This is a genomic window from Rhizobium laguerreae, assembly GCF_002008165.1.
GTDB lineage: Bacteria > Pseudomonadota > Alphaproteobacteria > Rhizobiales > Rhizobiaceae > Rhizobium > Rhizobium laguerreae.
This window is the reverse complement of the sequence record NZ_MRDM01000002.1, coordinates 158,135-173,711: the sequence shown is the minus strand read 5'-3', so window position 1 is coordinate 173,711 and position 15,577 is coordinate 158,135. Positions and strand designations below refer to the sequence as shown.

The window sequence follows — 15,577 nt, the reverse complement described above, 5'->3', positions numbered from 1 at the left end:
GAATAAATCAGCCTCGCAGGCTTGGGAAGGCACGATGTGGCAAAGGCGTCAATTCGCCTCGCCCAGCAAATGGAAGACGAGACCTTCCTCGCTGTCCTTGGCGGCCGACTTGATGATGGCGATTTCGGCGCTGACGCGGTTGATATCGTCGACAACGAGGCCTTCCGGCAGTTCGATGACGCCGATCGAGCAGCGCATCAGCGGGAACAAAGTTTCGGCGCCGGTGCGGTCGTGACCGAGGATACGGCCGGCGGCACGGTCCTCATCGGAATAGAAATCCCGCACATCATCATGAAAGTCGCTGATCAGCCGGTCGAGGATCTCCGTCAGCTCTTCCTTGCTCCAGCCGACGACGCCGATGAAGAAATCGTCGCCGCCGACATGGCCGAGGAAATGGCGCTCGGCGAAGAAATAGCGGCGCATCAGCGCGGCAAACAGCGAGATCGCGTGGTCGCCGAGATGGAAGCCGTAGGCATCGTTGAACGGCTTGAAATTGTCGAAGTCGCAATAGCAGAAGTGGCGGAGCTCATCGCCGTCGCGGCCGGACTGACGCATGTAATCGCGGATGGCGCGATTGCCCGGCAGGCCGGTCAGCGGGTTCTGGTCCTGCGCGGTCTTCAGCTGCTTTTCGTTGATGACCTTGATCAGTGAGGCGGCGGAGACGACGCCGGCGTAACGCATGTTGTCAGTCAGGATCAGGCAGTTGCTGCCTTCCATATTGGCGAAGATCGCCATCAGTTGCTCGGCGTCGCTGTCGAGGCCGACGATCGGCGCCATCTCGACGAAATGCGAGATAGAGCGCTCGTACATCTTGTTCTTTAAGAGATCGCGGCCGAAGGGCTGGTAGATATATTCCTTGAGATGATGCTCGTGGATGATGCCGCGCGGCTCGTCATTGGCGTTGAGGACCGGAAAGAAGGCCTGGCGCGGATTGCGGCGGAAGAGTTCGAAGACGCTGTCGATGCTGTCATTCTCATAGACCGTCGGCAGCAGTTCGATCTGCTTGCGGATGAGGATTTCGTCGAGCGACTGGCTGCCCCGCTTGCTCTTGCCGAGCTCCTGCAGATGCGGGAAGGATGGCGCCAGCTCCGATATATGCGTCGTCGGGCGGGAGATGAACCAGCCCTGGACGAGATCGACGCCATATTCGCGGCAGGCGATGAATTCGGCCTCGGTCTCGATGCCCTCGGCGATGACGCGCGTGCCGAGCACATGGGCGATGTTGACGATGCTCTTCAACAGATGGCGCTTGCGCGGGCTGCGGTCGATCTCGGCGACGAAATGGCGGTCGATTTTGAGGTAATCAACGGCATAGTCGCAGAGCAGCTTCATCTCGCCGTGACCGACGCCGAAATCGTCGATCGCCAGCTTGAAACCGGCCTTGCGCAGCCTGGAAACCAGGCTGGAAAATTCCGGCACGCTGGTATTGTCGAAACGCTCGGAGAATTCGAAGCAGACGGAGGATGGCGGAATATTCGCCTTCCGCAGATGCTGCAGCAGGCTCTCGACCAGGTGTTCGCCATGCGGGATCAGCCGGACATCGAGATTGAGGAAGAGCGTCGAGGTGGAGAAATTCGACAGTGTGGCGAATTTGGCGAGCGCGCGGCTGGCGACCATCTGCTCAAGTTGCAGCAGCTGGCCGGCCTGGTGAGCCTCGTCGAGGATGTCGACCGGCGTCTCGTAGCCGATGCGCTCCTGGCCGCGCATCAGGGATTCGTAGCCGAAAACCGTGCCGGTGCCGGCCTCGACGATCGGCTGGAAGGCATTCTCGACTACGAGCTTGGCAAGGGTTACGATCTGATCGCTGGCGTAGCGGCGCAGGACATCCGGCGCGACGGTGGCAGCCAAGGACATGCTGATCTCCACTGTGACTTGTTCTTTTTCGCAGGGAACATGCCGCAGAAGGATCAATGAACTCTTTCGCCAATGTGAAAGTTTTATGAAACGTGCAAGGGTCTTGCACGCGTTCCGCGTTTATTCAATTTTTCCAATGCAATCAGACGCTTGTCAGGCGGAGCGACGGCGCTCCGCCTCGTGATCAGCGAACATGTCGGCGACGCATCTGCCGCCGGATGGGGCGCCGTCGTCAAGAATATCGTCCCGGAACTCATTGAGCTTGCGGGCGGTATCCCAGAGGCGCAGCGCCTCGCGGACAACCTCGCTGCTCGAGGCATAACCGCCATTGTCGACGGCGGCGCGGATGCCCGCTGCCTGTTGCGGGGAGATGGAAACGGTGACCATCGGCATGAACTTCCTCCCTTTTCTGATCAGGCAGAACCCTGCCTCTGGGGGACGCATGACCATTTTTAGCATTCTCGGCGATCTCGCCGGTGCCTTGGTGCATTCGCACATCGGACCATCCGTGTGCTGGGATTGGCCCGTAACCCCTTAAGTCTAATCCCCTATCCTAGTCTTGTCAAAAAAGAACGGTCAGCGGCATCAGTTTGAACTGCGGATGCCGATCCCGAAAGCGATCAAGGTTGAGCCCTGGACGATGAGATCGGCGGCCAGGAACAGGCCGAGAATCCACAGGCTGTTCACCGGCCAGCCGAGCGCGATGACGAAACCCGCAAGAGCGGTGATGACGCCGCTTGCGACGATCCAGCGCCAGCCCTTGACCGGCTTCATGCGCATGCCGACCCAGGTGCGGAAGACGCCGGCGACGACGAGCGCCAGCGACAGGAACAACGTCAGCGCCGCCGAGGTCAGGATTGGATTGATGAAGGCGCAGATGCCGGCAAGCACATAGAGCAGGCCGCTCAGTATCCAGAAAAGCACGTGATCCCAGCCGCGCACTTGGAAGGCATGGACGAGATAGATCACGCCGCCGAACAGCATTAGCATGCCGACATAATAGACCGAGACGACGGTGGCGAGCATCAGATTGCCGAGCGCGATCAGACCGCAGACGAGCAGCAGCACGCCGAGGCCGGCAAACCAGATCCATTTCGATTGCAGCGAAGATGTCGGCGTTCCCTCGAAGACATCGGCCATGACGCACCTCCTGACAGGTTCGAATATGCTGCAGCAATTCGGGAGGGAAAGATCTGCGTTCGAGCAAATCGGCAAAGATTTTTATTGATTGATCAGTCAATCAAAAATAACCTGTCGCTGATTTCAAAGGAGTGGTCTGTTGCCGAAGGTCGGAATGGAGCCGGTGCGCCGCAAGGCGCTTGTCGATGCGGCGCTGCGGGTGATCGGCGATCACGGCTCGCTTGCTGTCACCATGTCCGACATCGCCCGGCAAGCCGGCGTGTCGCCAGCCTTGGCGCATCATTATTTCGGCAGCAAGGAGCAATTGCTGATCGAAACGATCCGCTCGCTTCTGAGACAGCTGCGCAGCGATACGGTGGCGGCGCTCAAGGCCGCCAGGACGCCGCGCGCCCGGCTTTCGGCCATCATCCGCGTCAGCTTCCACGCCGACCAGTTCGCGCCGGGCACGATTGCCGCCTGGCTTGCCTTTTATGCCGAAGCGCAGCGCTCGGAGGAGACCCGGCGCTTCCTGGTGATCTATGCGCGACGGCTGCGCTCCAATCTGCTGGCCGACCTCAAGGCGCTGCTGCCCACTGACGCCGCAGAACGCATCGCCGAAGGCGCTGCGGCGATGATCGACGGGCTCTACATCAGGCAAAGTCTAAAATCCGCGCCGATCGGCATTGAAGCCTCGATCGCGCTGACGGAAGATTATCTGAATGCGCTTTTGGCCACCGCCTCCCCTTCTCCCCGAAGGGAGAAGGGACGACCACATCGAACGACCAAAGGACAAATGACATGAAAGCCCAGCCGAAAGCCTCGCACTTCATCGATGGCGAATATGTCGAGGACACCGACGGCACCGTCATCGAGAGCCTCTATCCGGCGACCGGCGAGGTGATCGCCCGGCTGCATGCGGCAACGCCCGCGATCGTTGAGAAAGCGATTGCGGCGGCCAAACGCGCCCAGCCGGAATGGGCGGGGATGAGCCCGATGGCGCGTGGGCGCATCCTGAAACGGGCGGCCGACATCATGCGCGAGAGAAACCGGGCGCTCTCCGAACTGGAAACGCTCGATACCGGCAAGCCGATCCAGGAGACTGTTGTCGCCGACCCGACCTCGGGTGCCGATGCCTTCGAATTCTTCGGCGGCATTGCGCCGGCCGGTCTCAACGGTTCGCAGATCCCGCTCGGCCAGGATTTTGCCTATACCAAGCGGGTGCCGCTCGGCGTCTGCGTCGGCATCGGCGCCTGGAACTATCCGCAGCAGATCGCCTGCTGGAAAGCTGCGCCGGCGCTTGTCTGCGGCAATGCCATGGTGTTCAAACCGTCGGAGAACACGCCGCTCGGGGCGCTGAAGATTGCCGAGATCCTGCTTGAGGCCGGACTGCCGAAAGGACTCTTCAATGTGATCCAGGGCGACCGCGACACCGGGCCGCTGCTCGTCAACCATGCCGATGTCGCCAAGGTGTCGCTGACCGGCTCGGTGCCGACGGGGCGCAGGGTCGCGGCGGCGGCGGCCGGCAACCTCAAGCACGTGACGATGGAACTCGGCGGCAAGTCGCCGCTGATCGTTTTCGACGATGCCGATCTCGATTCGGCAGTCGGCGGCGCCATGCTCGGCAATTTCTATTCGACCGGCCAGGTCTGCTCGAACGGCACACGCGTCTTCGTGCAGAAGGCTATCAAGGACGAATTCCTGAAGCGGCTGAAGGTCCGCACCGAGGCGATGCTGATCGGCGATCCGATGGATGAGGCGACGCAGGTCGGGCCGATGGTCTCCTGGGCGCAGCGCGAGAAGGTGATCTCCTACATCGAGAAGGGCAAGACCGAGGGCGCGACGCTGATTGCCGGCGGCGGCATTCCGAACAATGTCTCCGGCGAAGGCTATTACGTGCAGCCGACGGTGTTTGCCGATGTCACCGACGACATGACCATCGCCCGTGAAGAGATCTTCGGGCCTGTCATGTGCGTGCTCGATTTCGACGCCGAGGACGAGGTGATTGCGCGCGCCAATGCCAGCGAATTCGGCCTTTCCGGCGGTGTCTTCACCGCCGACCTCACCCGCGCTCACCGCGTCGTCGACCGGCTGGAAGCGGGCACGCTGTGGATCAACACCTATAATCTCTGCCCGGTGGAAATCCCCTTCGGCGGCTCGAAACAATCCGGCTTCGGCCGCGAGAATTCGCTGGCCGCGCTGGAGCATTATTCCGAACTGAAGACGGTCTATGTGGGCATGGGGCCGGTGGTGGCGCCTTATTGAAGAACATCTTGGCCCCTCACCCTAACCCTCTCCCCGCTCCCGGGGATAGGGGACGTGGCATACGCAGCGTCGAGGTTGGGGGAAGCGGTGCGGCATGTCCCTTCGCCCCGTTTACGGGGAGAAGGTGCCGGCAGGCGGATGAGGGGCAGGTTCTGGGAAAACAAGAAGTAGCCGGATGATGGCAGCTCGAGGGAACAAGACTATGCAAGCAGATTTCGTCATCATCGGCTCGGGCTCCGCCGGCTCCGCTCTCGCCTACCGTCTGTCGGAAGACGGCAAGAACAGCGTCATCGTCATCGAGGCGGGCGGCAGCGATTTTGGGCCGTTCATCCAGATGCCGGCAGCCCTTGCCTGGCCGATGAGCATGAGGCGATATAATTGGGGTTATCTGTCCGAGCCGGAGGCGAACCTCAACAACCGGCGTATCACCGCGCCGCGCGGCAAGGTGATCGGCGGCTCCTCCTCAATCAACGGCATGGTCTATGTGCGCGGCCATGCCGAGGACTTCAACCGCTGGGAAGAGCTCGGCGCCAGCGGCTGGGCCTATGCCGACGTGCTTCCCTATTACAAGCGGATGGAACATTCGCATGGCGGCGAAGAAGGTTGGCGCGGCACCGACGGGCCGCTCCATGTCCAGCGCGGTGGCTTCACCAATCCGCTCTTCAAAGCCTTCGTCGAGGCCGGAAAACAGGCGGGCTTCGAGACGACGGAGGATTATAACGGCAGCAAGCAGGAAGGCTTTGGGCTGATGGAGCAGACGATCTTCGGCGGCCGCCGCTGGTCTGCCGCCAACGCCTATCTGAGACCGGCGCTGAAGCGGCAGAATGTCGGGATCATCTATGGCTTCGCCCGCAAGATCGTGATCGAGGACGGGCGGGCGACCGGCGTCGAGATCGAGCGCAACGGCAGAATAGAGGTGGTGAAGGCGAACCGCGAGGTGATCGTCTCGGCCTCCTCCTTCAACTCGCCGAAGCTGTTGATGCTGTCGGGCATCGGTCCAGGTCAACATTTGCAGGACATGGGCATTGCGGTCAAGGCCGACCGGCCTGGCGTCGGCGCCAACCTGCAGGACCATATGGAATTCTACTTCCAGCAGGTGAGCACCAAGCCGGTGTCGCTCTATTCCTGGCTGCCGTGGTTCTGGCAGGGGGTGGCAGGCGCACAATGGCTGCTCTCGCGCGGCGGGCTCGGCGCCTCCAACCAGTTCGAAGCCTGCGCCTTCCTGCGCTCGGCACCCGGGCTGAAGCAGCCTGACATCCAGTATCATTTCCTGCCCGTGGCGATCAGCTATGACGGCAAGGCGGCGGCGAAAAGCCACGGCTTCCAGGTTCATGTCGGTTATAACCTGTCGAAATCGCGCGGCAGCGTGAGCTTGCGCTCGGCCGACCCCAAGGCCGATCCGGTGCTGCGCTTCAACTATATGAGCCATCCGGAGGATTGGGAGAAATTCCGCCACTGCGTGCGCCTCACCCGCGAAATCTTCGGTCAGAGCGCCTTCAACGACTATCGCGGGCCGGAGATCCAGCCGGGTGAAGGCGTGCAAAGCGACGATGAGATCGACGCCTTCCTGCGCGAACATCTGGAAAGCGCCTATCACCCTTGCGGCACCTGCCGGATGGGCGCCAAGGACGATCCGATGGCGGTGGTCGATCCGCAAACGCGGGTGATCGGCATTGATGGCCTGCGCGTCGCCGACAGCTCGATCTTCCCGCACGTCACCTATGGCAATTTGAACGGCCCCTCGATCATGACCGGAGAGAAGGCAGCCGACCATATCCTCGGCAAACAGCCGCTGGCGCGCTCGAACCAGGAACCCTGGGTCAATCCGCGCGCGGCCGTCAGCGATCGATAAGAAGCGAGCCGTCCGACGTTACTTTGTCCGTCTATGCAGGTGACCGAAAGACTTCGACGGACGCGGAGAACGCCAGCGACCGAGACGTTCGCCAGCAAGATCGCCGTCACGGCCCAACCGTCTGACGTGAGGCGCGATATCTGCGATATCGCGCCCATGAATCAGCGAGCCGTGGTTCATTTTTTTAATGCCAACGGACAGGGGCACTCAGCGCTATTCGACAGCCCCGATCAATCAGGCAGCGCGGTAGGATGCGAGCCAATGTGCGTAGGGGGCAGGCAATGTCCAGGACGGACGCTCGACACCGAGCTTGCGCGCGGCTTCGTAGGGCCAATGCGGATTGGCGAGCATCGCTTTGCCGATCATAACCAGGTCAAGCTGCCCGCTCCGGATAAGTTCGTCCGCTTGCTCCGGCTGAGTGATGTTCCAACTTGCGGCACCGGGGAGGCCAGTGGCCTTGCGGACTTGATCGGCGTAAGGCGCGATGAACCCTGGACCCCAGGGAATATTGGCGGCCGGAGTTGAGAAGCCGAGGCTGACGTCGATGAAGTCGAGGCCGGCCTCCTTGAATTTACCGACGAGATCGATCGCGTCCCGCAGGGTTTCCTGGTCGCGACCGTCAAACTCGATGACGCCGAAGCGAGTCGTGAGCGGACGATCCTCGGGCCAGACTTCACGAACGGCCGCCAGCGTCTCAAGGAGAAAGCGTCCACGGTTATCGGCGCTGCCGCCATATTCGTCGTCGCGCTGGTTCGAATGCGGCGAGAAGAAGCTCTGGCCGAGATAGCCGTGAGCAAAATGCAGCACGAGCCAGCGGAATCCGATGTCCCGGGCGCGGATCGCTGCAGTGACAAAATCGCCGCGGACGCGATCTATGTCGGCTTTCGTCATGGCGCGCGGTACCTTGGCCAAGCCGCCGCCGAACACGATGGCCGACGGTGCGATGGTTTCCCAGCCGCGCGGATCGCCATCGGCGATATGATCGTCGCCTTCCCAAGGGCGGTTTGCACTGGCCTTGCGGCCGGCGTGGCCGATCTGGATTCCTGCGACCGCGCCCGCCTTTTCGATGCCGGCGACGATCGGTCCAAAGGCCTCGGCTTGGACATCATTCCAAAGACCGGTGCAGCCCGGCGTGATCCGCCCCTCCGGAGAGACAGCCGTGGCTTCGACGTTGACGAGGCCAGCGCCACCGCGCGCCAAGCTTGTGAGATGGGCGGCGTGCCAGTCGTTCGGAACACCATCCGTTGCGGAATATTGGCACATAGGGGATACCGCGATGCGGTTTCGGAGGATGACGCCTTTCAGCGTGAATCGGTCGAACAAGCTCGGCAATGGAATCTCCTTGAAATGAATATCGATCAACCGCACGGATCTGCCGACGCCGCTGACGTAGGGGTTGATCCGCGCGCTCGATCCTTCGGGGTGCCTAGACGGCGCGGTAACGGGGCGCAGGTTCACCGGTCTGCGTCGCGGCGAACAGTGTGGATCGGGCTTGGTCGAACTTGTCCCACAGACTGGCGTCGGCAACGGATGGCAGCGTGATATCTTCGCCCTTGTCGAAACCGGCCAGGGCGGCGTCGACCAGGTTTTCGGACGTCATGACGGTCGCCTGGTTGAGCGACGCCAGCGGCACGCCCGACAAATCCCAGAGTTCGGTCGCCGTGGCCGCCGGCATGACGAGTTGCAGGCGGACATTGGTCTCAGCCAGCTCCTGCTGCAGACCCCGGCTGAAGTTCATCACATAGCCCTTGGTGCCGCTGTAGATCGCGCTGATCGGCAGGGCATGAAAGGACAGGACCGAAGCGACGTTGATGATCGCGCCGTGGTTGCGGCTGAGGAAAGCAGGCAGAATGGCGTGCGTCAGCCGCGTGAGCGCAGTGACGTTGAGTGCGATCATCGCGGCTGCGTCTTCCTCAGCGGTCTTGGCGACCGGAGCCAAGGTCGAGTTGCCGGCGTTGTTGACGAGGAGCGTAATCGCTGAATTTTCCTTCAGCACCTTTTCGACGCGGGTGACGTCGGCGTCTTTCGTCAGGTCGGCTTCCACGACCTCGACTTTCGTGCCGTGGGCAGCGCCGAGCTTGTCCGAGAGCGCCTTCAGACGATCGGCCCGCCGGGCGACGAGGATGAGATCATAGCCCCTTTCGGCGAGGCGCGCGGCGTAGATGGCGCCGATGCCAGCGGAGGCGCCGGTGACGAGGGCAACGGGCTTGAGCGATGATGCAGACATGTCAAAATCCTATTTAGTTGAGTGCTCAAGTATACATATGATCGCGATGTCCCCTTGTCAATGGATGAGCCCTCAACTATTTTATTGAGATGGGAAAGAAACGTTCGATTGGCGATCCAGGTGACGAGTTGCGGGCGGGCAGGCTGACCCCGCCGGAACTCCTGGCCGAACTCGTGTGCACAAACACCGCCCTTCGACGCGCGTCACGGCGGTTGGGGCAGATCTATGATGACGCGGTGGCGCCAACCGGCCTGAAGGCCACTCAAGTCGGCCTTCTGACCCAGATAGCAGCGTTGCACGAGGGCAGCCATGAGTGGCCAACCTTGCTATCGCTTGCCGAGCGCGTCGCCGTCAGCATTTCCGCTTTGACCCACGCACTTCGTCCGCTCGTCCGGGACGGACTGATCGAACTCATGCCTGACGAACATGATGGACGGACCAAGCACGCAATGCTGACGACCTCTGGCGAGCAACGTCTGCACGAGGCATTGGCCCTGTGGGCTGATGCCAATCAGCGCGTTGAGGTGGTGCTGGGTCCTTCCGCTGCTGCGCTTCGCGCGCTCGCCGATGACGTCGCCTCTCCGGAGTTCCTGGAAGCTTATGAAGCTCGTCGCATGCTGCGAGACTGACCGTGGGGATGGCGCGGCAGAGGATTCGGGCGATGAATTCGAACAAGCATGTTGGACCCGCCGCGCCGCGCGAGCCTTCGGACGGGTGCGCGTCGCCGACAGCTCGATCTTCCCGCACGTCGCCTACGCCAACTTGAACGGCCCCTCGATCATGACCGGAGAAGGCGGCTGACCATGTCCTCGGCAGACACCCGCTGGCGCGTTCGAACCAGGAGCCGCGGGTCAACCCGCGCGCGGCCGTCAGCGACCGCTGAAGCGTAGAGAGCTATTGTGGGCAGCACTGCCACCGACCGGTCGTCGCTGGTCGTCGGGAACGTCTATCGTCAGAGCGATAGAAATACGGATGCCGGTATCAGAAATCGCTCACTCAGCGCGCGGGCTTGTCGAACATTGATTTGTCGCTTCCCGCTCAAAATCTCAGACACGACGGACTGAGCGCCCACTTCCGGCAGCTCGGACTGGCCAAGGCTGCGCTCCTCCATGACATAACGGAGTGCATCGGCGCCAGTCACCGGAGGCATTGGGCGGTTTTGCTCGTCATAGGCCTCAACAAGGTCCGCCATGCGAGACGCAAGCAACGCCAAAGGATGATCCTCATCGTCGCCCACTTCAGCGAGAATCTCGTCAAGTTGCTTCACGAGATGATCATACTCAGCTTCGTTGGCCGGCATGGCAAGAAGAGGAGCCACATGCGTCCAGTGCTCGCTTACCAGTTTTACAAGTGCGCTCATCGGCCTAACCCTTCCATGCTCCTTTGTCGTACTCGGCATGATCCATAATCCGCTGAATATAGACCTTCCTAAATTTGTAGTGCACCATCGCGATCAAGCGCAGCTTGTTGCTGCCAATGTCGAACACGTGATGCTGCCCGACTTTGTCCGTTGCCGGAAACAGTGATTTCATGTCGGCGAAGTCTGTCGGCTCCGACGACTTCATCAGTCGATACCAAGTATCCAGGGCATTGGCTGTTTGAGGCCATCGGTCTTTCGCCTCCCAGATTTTTTTCTGCGTGACGATGTGCATAAATCCGGAATCGCGTATCGCATTTTGCTATAGCTGCAATCTAGCGCAACTATCTAATTATAGCAAGTTGCTATGGATGAGATCGAAGACCGGCAAGCGGGTCTTTGCCTTAGAGAAATCCGATCCACCGTCCGGCGATCACAGCGGCGATCCAGATCGCGGCCGACAGGGTGGCGGAGAAGCGCAGGCCGGGCCGGACGATGCCTGTCGATACCGCCGTTTTCCAGCCTCGCCCGAAATGAACGATCGACAGGTTGAGAAGGCCGATGGCGATCAGGCAAAGCTTGGCAAGGAAGGCGGGATTGGCGGCATATTCCACCGCCCGGACGCTGAAGAGGCAAAAGCCGGTGACAACGGCCGCGGCAAGGCCGACGGCGGCGGCGCGTGATAGAAACGGCGCGACAATCTCAACCGGCACCTTGCGGAAGAAGCCGGCGAGCCTCAGATCGAGCGGCAGGATGGCGCCGATGAGAAGGCCGATCGCCAGGATATGGGCGGCGTTGACCAACATGTAGAGCGTTCCGGAGCGCCGGAGCGCGAGCGCAGGCATGGTAGCCGACAGCCATTCGAGCGTGTCCATCACGACAGGTCAGTTCGCCCAGAGGTCAGTTCGTCTTGATGCGGTCGGGATAGATATCGTAGCGCTTCTCTCCGATAGTGAGACGCACCGCCTTCATTCGCTTCTCCTTTGGATCCTGCGAACGGTTTCCAAGGGCCACAACCTGGTCGCCGGGCTTGGCCACGCCTTCGACGAAGCCGGAGCGTTCCGTCTGGCGCGGATTGCCGAGTTCGATAAGCCAGACGCCGTCATCGGCGGTGGCGACATCGAGCGTCGGATGCGGTCCGCCCATGGAGATCTTCTCGATGGTGCCGCGCAGTTCGATCTGATCCGCCTCAGCCCAGGACCAGCCGTGATGAGCGGCCGCCCCTGTCGCGAGGGCCGCCGAGAATATGGCCGCAGCCACGATCCGCTGTGCTGAAATTCCAAACATGACATTCTCCCTACCAGCATGGTCAGGCAGGTGGAGCATCCCGACTGGAAGAAAAGGGATTTCACCGAATCTTGAAGTCAAGAGCGTCTCTGCCTGCAAATGATTTCAGGTCAATCGGCGGGACGATATACCTAGTCCTCAGGTTCCCTGCCGAATTCTGCAATGGCAAAGGCGATGATGCTGCGCAAGCGCGGGGTCATGCGTCGATCACGGTGGTAGATGAGCGACATGGGCCGTTCACGCAGTTTCCAATCCGGGAAGAGCCGGACGAGAAGGCCAGCCTGTATATCCGACGTCAGGAGAATGGCTGGCTGCATGATGACACCCAGCCCAGCCCGAGCAGCCATGCGGACAGCCTGACCGCTGTTGACGGTGATTGCCGTTTTAGGGACGACTTCGACCTCATCCTTGCCTTTCGACAGCTTCCATGGCGACCGTGCTGCCGGGGTAAAGCCGATGGTTTCGTGGCCGGAAAGTTCGCTTGGATGGCCGGGATTCCCGTGACGCTCGAGGTAATCGGGTGAAGCACAGATCATCATTCGATAGGGAGCGAGATGACGCGCGATGAGGCGGCTATCGGGCAACTCTCCAATGCGGATAGCAATGTCGAAACCTTCTTCGACGATATCGACGTTGCGATCCGTCAAGGTGATATCCAGCGTCACGTCAGGAGCAAGCTCCCGATAATGATGCAAAGCCGGCATTAAAACCTCTGCCCCAAAAGTCGTCGGCGCCGTGATCCTCAATAGCCCGCGCGGTTTCGTCTGTGATGCCTCTGCGTCCTGATCCGCAATTGCTACGCGCTCCAGGATGTCCCTGCACTGCTCGACATAGCTCATGCCGAAATCCGTCAAGCTCTGGCGACGCGTGGTTCTGTTCAGAAGGCGCGTACCGAGCCGCTCCTCCAGTGCGGCCACATGTTGCCCGACCATCGCCGGCGATATGCCGAGCTTTACCGATGCTGCGCTCATCGAGCCTTCCTGCACCGTCGTGACAAACACCTGCATGGAGCGAAAAAGATCCATTCGATAATTCTGCTTTCAAATGAATACGCAATTTCTCCAATTATCGTGAAATGCCGCTGGAATTACAACGGCCATGACGCAATTCATTCAAGGAGCAAGACATGACGCAAACTCGATTCATCGGCAAAACGGTCCTCATTACAGGTGCTGGAACGGGTATGGGGCGGGCCGCTGCCCTTCGCCTGGTGGCCGAAGGTGCACAGGTAGCCCTTGTCGGCCGCCGCCTGGATCCACTCCGTCAACTGCTGTCGGAGATCGAGGTATCGGGCGGTGCGGCAATCGCGATTGCTTGCGATATTGCAGACAATGAAGCCGTCGCGGCGACTGTCGAGAAGACGATCGAACGCTTCGGACGCCTGGACGCCGTCTTTGCCAATGCAGGGGTTCTCGGCGAATTCAAGCCACTGGCAGTGACCGATGCGGATGATTTCGACGCGCTGATCGCCACCAACCTTCGAGGCACCTTCTTCACGCTCAAGCACTGCCTGCCCTTTCTGAAGGGAGGCAGCATTCTCATCAACGCCTCGTGGACGGCAGGCGGCGTGATGCCGGGTGCGGGAGCCTACGCAAGCACGAAAGGGGCCTTGCTTGCCATGATGCGGACCTTCGCGGTGGAGCAAGGTCCTCGAAACATCCGGATCAATGCCATCAATCCCGGCATCATTCTGACTCCGATGGCAGATGATGTTATCGATCCGGCTTTTGCCGCACGCCTCGCCGCACACACGCCTCTTGGGCGAAACGGGACATCGGAGGATGTTGCGGGAACCGTCGCCTGGCTGCTTTCCGAAGACGCCAACTTCGTCACCGGGCAAGAGATCACCGTTGATGGCGGCTATACGATAGGAGGTCTGCGGCCGTAGGGTCGATACAACCGTCGTTCATTCCTGACGTAATGCTAAAAGCTCAAGCCAGCAGCCGGGTGACTTCGGCGTTGTGCTTTGGGGCGACGGCGTCGGCGATAGTGGTGGAGAACAGCACCTTGCGGGTGGCGTCTGCGACCTTGGCGAAGATATGGCGGATCTGGCAGTTCTGTTCGCCGTCGCAATCGTCGCACCGGCGGTAGGCGGTGATCGACAGGCACGGAAGCGGCGCGATCGGGCCGTCGATGATGCGCAGGATCTCGCCGAAGGTGATGGCGTGGGCCGGCTTCAGCAGGAGATAACCGCCCTGCTTACCGCGACGGCTGACGACGATGCCGTGATGCTTGAGGTCGAGCAGGATCTGTTCGAGGAACTTCTTCGGGATCTTCTGCTGCGCCGCGATATCGGAAATCATCACCGGTTCGTCGGTATCGGCATCAGCCAAGACCGTGAGCGCCCGCAGCGCATATTTCGCCTTTTGCGTAATCATTTTTGACCATCGACACACACAGACGGCACGAATCTTCGCACCGCTACAGAAGTTCTTTTGTCTCTATGGCACAACCAGCATGAACGGAATTTGAACGCGCCGGAGAAAGCCTTGAGAGACAAGCGTTTTGGCCTTGTTTTTCGCCCTCGGCCAAGCGCGCTTAATTTATGCCAAAACCGCGCCTTCTGCACCATTTTCGGCATCACTTCAGATTTCGGATTGACAGGCTGCGTGTAACTCTACTATTTCTATAGACATTCGAGCTGCCGATGTGGATTTTCATCCGCAGGCGGCTGCTTTTCTGCATCGCGGCAGCTTCGGAGAGATATTTGCTCCTCCGCCCGCAGCTTTCGAAATCCCTTTTTCTGTCCGATCCATGCGTGAACTGCGATACTCACGTCAACAAAGGACAGGATTCTCATGACTGCTATCAATACGATTGCGGAAGAAGGGCCGATTGCGGAAGCCGAGGCGCTGAACGACAGACTGGCAGGTCTCGACCTTGCCGGACGTCTGTCGCTGGTCTCCGGCCTTGGCGGCCGCGTGGTGTTCACGACGTCACTCGGCATCGAGGACCAGGTGATCACCGCCGAGATCGGCACGCACCGCCTGCCGATCGATATCGCGACGCTGCAGACCGGCCGGTTGTTTGCCGAGACGCTGTCGCTGATCGACGAGACCGAAAGCCAGTACGACATCCATATCCATCGCTTCGAGCCAGAAAAGGCCGATATCGATGCCTATGCGGCGCAATACGGCCTCAACGGTTTCTACGAGAGCGTCGAAGCCCGGCATGCCTGTTGCGGCGTGCGCAAGCTGAAGCCGCTTGCACGTGCCCTCGAAGGTGCTGCGATCTGGGTCACCGGCCTGCGCCGCGGCCAATCGGCCAACCGCGCCGAAACGCCCTTTGCCGAATACGACGCCGAACGTCACCTCTTGAAGGTCAATCCGCTCGCCGATTGGGACCTGGAGGCGATCAAAGCCTTCGTTTCCGCAAATGGCGTGCCAGTCAATCCGCTGCACGCCCGCGGTTATCCCTCGATCGGCTGCGAACCCTGCACGCGGGCGATCAAGCCCGGCGAGCCGGAACGCGCCGGCCGCTGGTGGTGGGAGCAGGACGAGACGCGCGAATGCGGCCTGCATGTCGCCGAAGAGGCCGCAGCGATCGCCGCACAATAATCACCCCACGGCTTTCCCAATCAGGGCGCGGCGACCGCCGCAGCCTTGGGGAAGCCAACGCC

General features: G+C 60.8%; 17 protein-coding genes and 1 pseudogene. 7 read left to right on the top strand and 11 right to left on the bottom strand.

Going from position 1 to position 15,577, the window contains the following annotated elements; genetic code table 11:
* Window positions 1–48: 48 nt before the first annotated feature.
* The 3 genes from BS630_RS01040 to BS630_RS01030 all read right to left on the bottom strand — a co-directional run bounded on the left by BS630_RS01040 (window position 49) and on the right by BS630_RS01030 (window position 2,994).
* Window positions 49–1,854: a bifunctional diguanylate cyclase/phosphodiesterase gene (locus BS630_RS01040; RefSeq protein WP_077975888.1), complete on the bottom strand. Its 1,806-nt coding sequence runs from the start codon at window positions 1,852–1,854 to the stop codon at window positions 49–51.
* A gap of 153 nt (window positions 1,855–2,007) precedes the next feature.
* Window positions 2,008–2,247 carry a ribbon-helix-helix domain-containing protein gene (locus BS630_RS01035; protein WP_018241158.1) on the bottom strand — a complete coding sequence of 80 codons (240 nt, stop codon included), beginning with the start codon at window positions 2,245–2,247 and terminating at the stop codon, window positions 2,008–2,010.
* A 192-nt stretch (window positions 2,248–2,439) separates the two neighbouring features.
* The gene (locus tag BS630_RS01030; RefSeq protein WP_077975887.1) at window positions 2,440–2,994 is read right to left on the bottom strand and encodes an HdeD family acid-resistance protein; all 555 of its coding nucleotides are present in this window, start codon (window positions 2,992–2,994) and stop codon (window positions 2,440–2,442) included.
* 139 nt (window positions 2,995–3,133) lie between these two features.
* Here BS630_RS01030 and betI point away from each other — a divergent pair, with 139 nt between their 5' ends.
* The 3 genes from betI (at window position 3,134) to betA (ending at window position 7,087) form a co-directional block, all read left to right on the top strand.
* On the top strand, window positions 3,134–3,775 hold the full coding sequence (betI, locus tag BS630_RS01025; RefSeq protein ID WP_376766860.1) for a transcriptional regulator BetI: 642 nt from the start codon (window positions 3,134–3,136) through the stop codon (window positions 3,773–3,775).
* A complete protein-coding gene (betB, locus tag BS630_RS01020; protein ID WP_077975886.1) occupies window positions 3,772–5,235 on the top strand; it encodes a betaine-aldehyde dehydrogenase in 1,464 nt (487 codons plus the stop codon). Before betI ends, betB begins: the two co-directional genes overlap by 4 nt.
* A 202-nt stretch (window positions 5,236–5,437) precedes the next feature.
* Complete coding sequence (betA, locus tag BS630_RS01015; protein WP_077975885.1) at window positions 5,438–7,087, top strand: choline dehydrogenase; 1,650 nt, start codon at window positions 5,438–5,440, stop codon at window positions 7,085–7,087.
* Window positions 7,088–7,321: 234 nt separating this feature from the next.
* On the opposite strand, the gene BS630_RS01010 is transcribed toward betA, so the two are convergent.
* Together BS630_RS01010 and BS630_RS01005 are read right to left on the bottom strand one after the other, a co-directional pair.
* The gene (locus BS630_RS01010) at window positions 7,322–8,419 is read right to left on the bottom strand and encodes an NADH:flavin oxidoreductase/NADH oxidase (protein ID WP_077976275.1); all 1,098 of its coding nucleotides are present in this window, start codon (window positions 8,417–8,419) and stop codon (window positions 7,322–7,324) included.
* A 94-nt stretch (window positions 8,420–8,513) separates the two neighbouring features.
* Entirely contained in the window at window positions 8,514–9,314 is an 801-nt protein-coding gene (locus tag BS630_RS01005; RefSeq protein WP_017959519.1) for an SDR family NAD(P)-dependent oxidoreductase, read from the bottom strand.
* A gap of 89 nt (window positions 9,315–9,403) precedes the next feature.
* Here BS630_RS01005 and BS630_RS01000 point away from each other — a divergent pair, with 89 nt between their 5' ends.
* Together BS630_RS01000 and BS630_RS36255 are read left to right on the top strand one after the other, a co-directional pair.
* On the top strand, window positions 9,404–9,943 hold the full coding sequence (locus tag BS630_RS01000; RefSeq protein ID WP_077975884.1) for a MarR family winged helix-turn-helix transcriptional regulator: 540 nt from the start codon (window positions 9,404–9,406) through the stop codon (window positions 9,941–9,943).
* Between the two features lie 85 nt (window positions 9,944–10,028).
* Window positions 10,029–10,197 (top strand): annotated as a pseudogene (locus tag BS630_RS36255) (choline dehydrogenase); the annotation flags it as partial.
* Between the two features lie 69 nt (window positions 10,198–10,266).
* On the opposite strand, the gene BS630_RS00995 reads toward BS630_RS36255, so the two are convergent.
* The 5 genes from BS630_RS00995 to BS630_RS00975 form a co-directional block, all read right to left on the bottom strand.
* Window positions 10,267–10,674 (bottom strand): helix-turn-helix domain-containing protein, encoded by a 408-nt coding sequence (locus BS630_RS00995; RefSeq protein ID WP_077975883.1) that lies wholly within the window; start codon window positions 10,672–10,674, stop codon window positions 10,267–10,269.
* Window positions 10,675–10,678: 4 nt separating this feature from the next.
* Window positions 10,679–10,966: a type II toxin-antitoxin system HigB family toxin gene (locus BS630_RS00990; protein ID WP_077975882.1), complete on the bottom strand. Its 288-nt coding sequence runs from the start codon at window positions 10,964–10,966 to the stop codon at window positions 10,679–10,681.
* 109 nt (window positions 10,967–11,075) lie between these two features.
* On the bottom strand, window positions 11,076–11,549 hold the full coding sequence (locus BS630_RS00985; RefSeq protein ID WP_077975881.1) for a DUF6644 family protein: 474 nt from the start codon (window positions 11,547–11,549) through the stop codon (window positions 11,076–11,078).
* A gap of 22 nt (window positions 11,550–11,571) precedes the next feature.
* Window positions 11,572–11,958, bottom strand: a complete 387-nt coding sequence (locus BS630_RS00980) for a DUF6152 family protein (RefSeq protein WP_077975880.1) — start codon at window positions 11,956–11,958, stop codon at window positions 11,572–11,574.
* Window positions 11,959–12,089: 131 nt separating this feature from the next.
* Window positions 12,090–12,965, bottom strand: a complete 876-nt coding sequence (locus BS630_RS00975; RefSeq protein ID WP_260692841.1) for a LysR family transcriptional regulator — start codon at window positions 12,963–12,965, stop codon at window positions 12,090–12,092.
* A gap of 119 nt (window positions 12,966–13,084) precedes the next feature.
* Here BS630_RS00975 and BS630_RS00970 point away from each other — a divergent pair, with 119 nt between their 5' ends.
* Complete coding sequence (locus tag BS630_RS00970; protein WP_077975878.1) at window positions 13,085–13,846, top strand: SDR family NAD(P)-dependent oxidoreductase; 762 nt, start codon at window positions 13,085–13,087, stop codon at window positions 13,844–13,846.
* 43 nt (window positions 13,847–13,889) lie between these two features.
* Here BS630_RS00970 and BS630_RS00965 read toward each other — a convergent pair whose 3' ends face one another.
* On the bottom strand, window positions 13,890–14,336 hold the full coding sequence (locus tag BS630_RS00965) for an RrF2 family transcriptional regulator (protein WP_077975876.1): 447 nt from the start codon (window positions 14,334–14,336) through the stop codon (window positions 13,890–13,892).
* Window positions 14,337–14,756: 420 nt separating this feature from the next.
* On the opposite strand from BS630_RS00965, the gene BS630_RS00960 reads away from it, so the two are divergent.
* The gene (locus tag BS630_RS00960; protein WP_018068798.1) at window positions 14,757–15,515 is read left to right on the top strand and encodes a phosphoadenylyl-sulfate reductase; all 759 of its coding nucleotides are present in this window, start codon (window positions 14,757–14,759) and stop codon (window positions 15,513–15,515) included.
* The last annotated feature ends 62 nt before the right edge of the window (window positions 15,516–15,577 follow it).

Excerpts from the sequence above, each read along its gene's own strand:
- BS630_RS00960 (WP_018068798.1), top strand. The coding sequence starts at position 14,757 with ATGACTGCTATCAATACGATTGCGGAAGAAGGGCCGATTGCGGAAGCC.
- BS630_RS01000 (WP_077975884.1), top strand. The coding sequence starts at position 9,404 with ATGGGAAAGAAACGTTCGATTGGCGATCCAGGTGACGAGTTGCGGGCG.
- betA (WP_077975885.1), top strand. The coding sequence starts at position 5,438 with ATGCAAGCAGATTTCGTCATCATCGGCTCGGGCTCCGCCGGCTCCGCT.
- BS630_RS01035 (WP_018241158.1), bottom strand. The coding sequence starts at position 2,247 with ATGCCGATGGTCACCGTTTCCATCTCCCCGCAACAGGCAGCGGGCATC.
- BS630_RS01030 (WP_077975887.1), bottom strand. The coding sequence starts at position 2,994 with ATGGCCGATGTCTTCGAGGGAACGCCGACATCTTCGCTGCAATCGAAA.
- BS630_RS00975 (WP_260692841.1), bottom strand. The coding sequence starts at position 12,965 with ATGCAGGTGTTTGTCACGACGGTGCAGGAAGGCTCGATGAGCGCAGCA.
- BS630_RS00990 (WP_077975882.1), bottom strand. The coding sequence starts at position 10,966 with ATGCACATCGTCACGCAGAAAAAAATCTGGGAGGCGAAAGACCGATGG.
- betB (WP_077975886.1), top strand. The coding sequence starts at position 3,772 with ATGAAAGCCCAGCCGAAAGCCTCGCACTTCATCGATGGCGAATATGTC.
- BS630_RS00970 (WP_077975878.1), top strand. The coding sequence starts at position 13,085 with ATGACGCAAACTCGATTCATCGGCAAAACGGTCCTCATTACAGGTGCT.
- BS630_RS00980 (WP_077975880.1), bottom strand. The coding sequence starts at position 11,958 with ATGTTTGGAATTTCAGCACAGCGGATCGTGGCTGCGGCCATATTCTCG.
- BS630_RS00965 (WP_077975876.1), bottom strand. The coding sequence starts at position 14,336 with ATGATTACGCAAAAGGCGAAATATGCGCTGCGGGCGCTCACGGTCTTG.
- BS630_RS01040 (WP_077975888.1), bottom strand. The coding sequence starts at position 1,854 with ATGTCCTTGGCTGCCACCGTCGCGCCGGATGTCCTGCGCCGCTACGCC.
- BS630_RS01005 (WP_017959519.1), bottom strand. The coding sequence starts at position 9,314 with ATGTCTGCATCATCGCTCAAGCCCGTTGCCCTCGTCACCGGCGCCTCC.
- BS630_RS00995 (WP_077975883.1), bottom strand. The coding sequence starts at position 10,674 with ATGAGCGCACTTGTAAAACTGGTAAGCGAGCACTGGACGCATGTGGCT.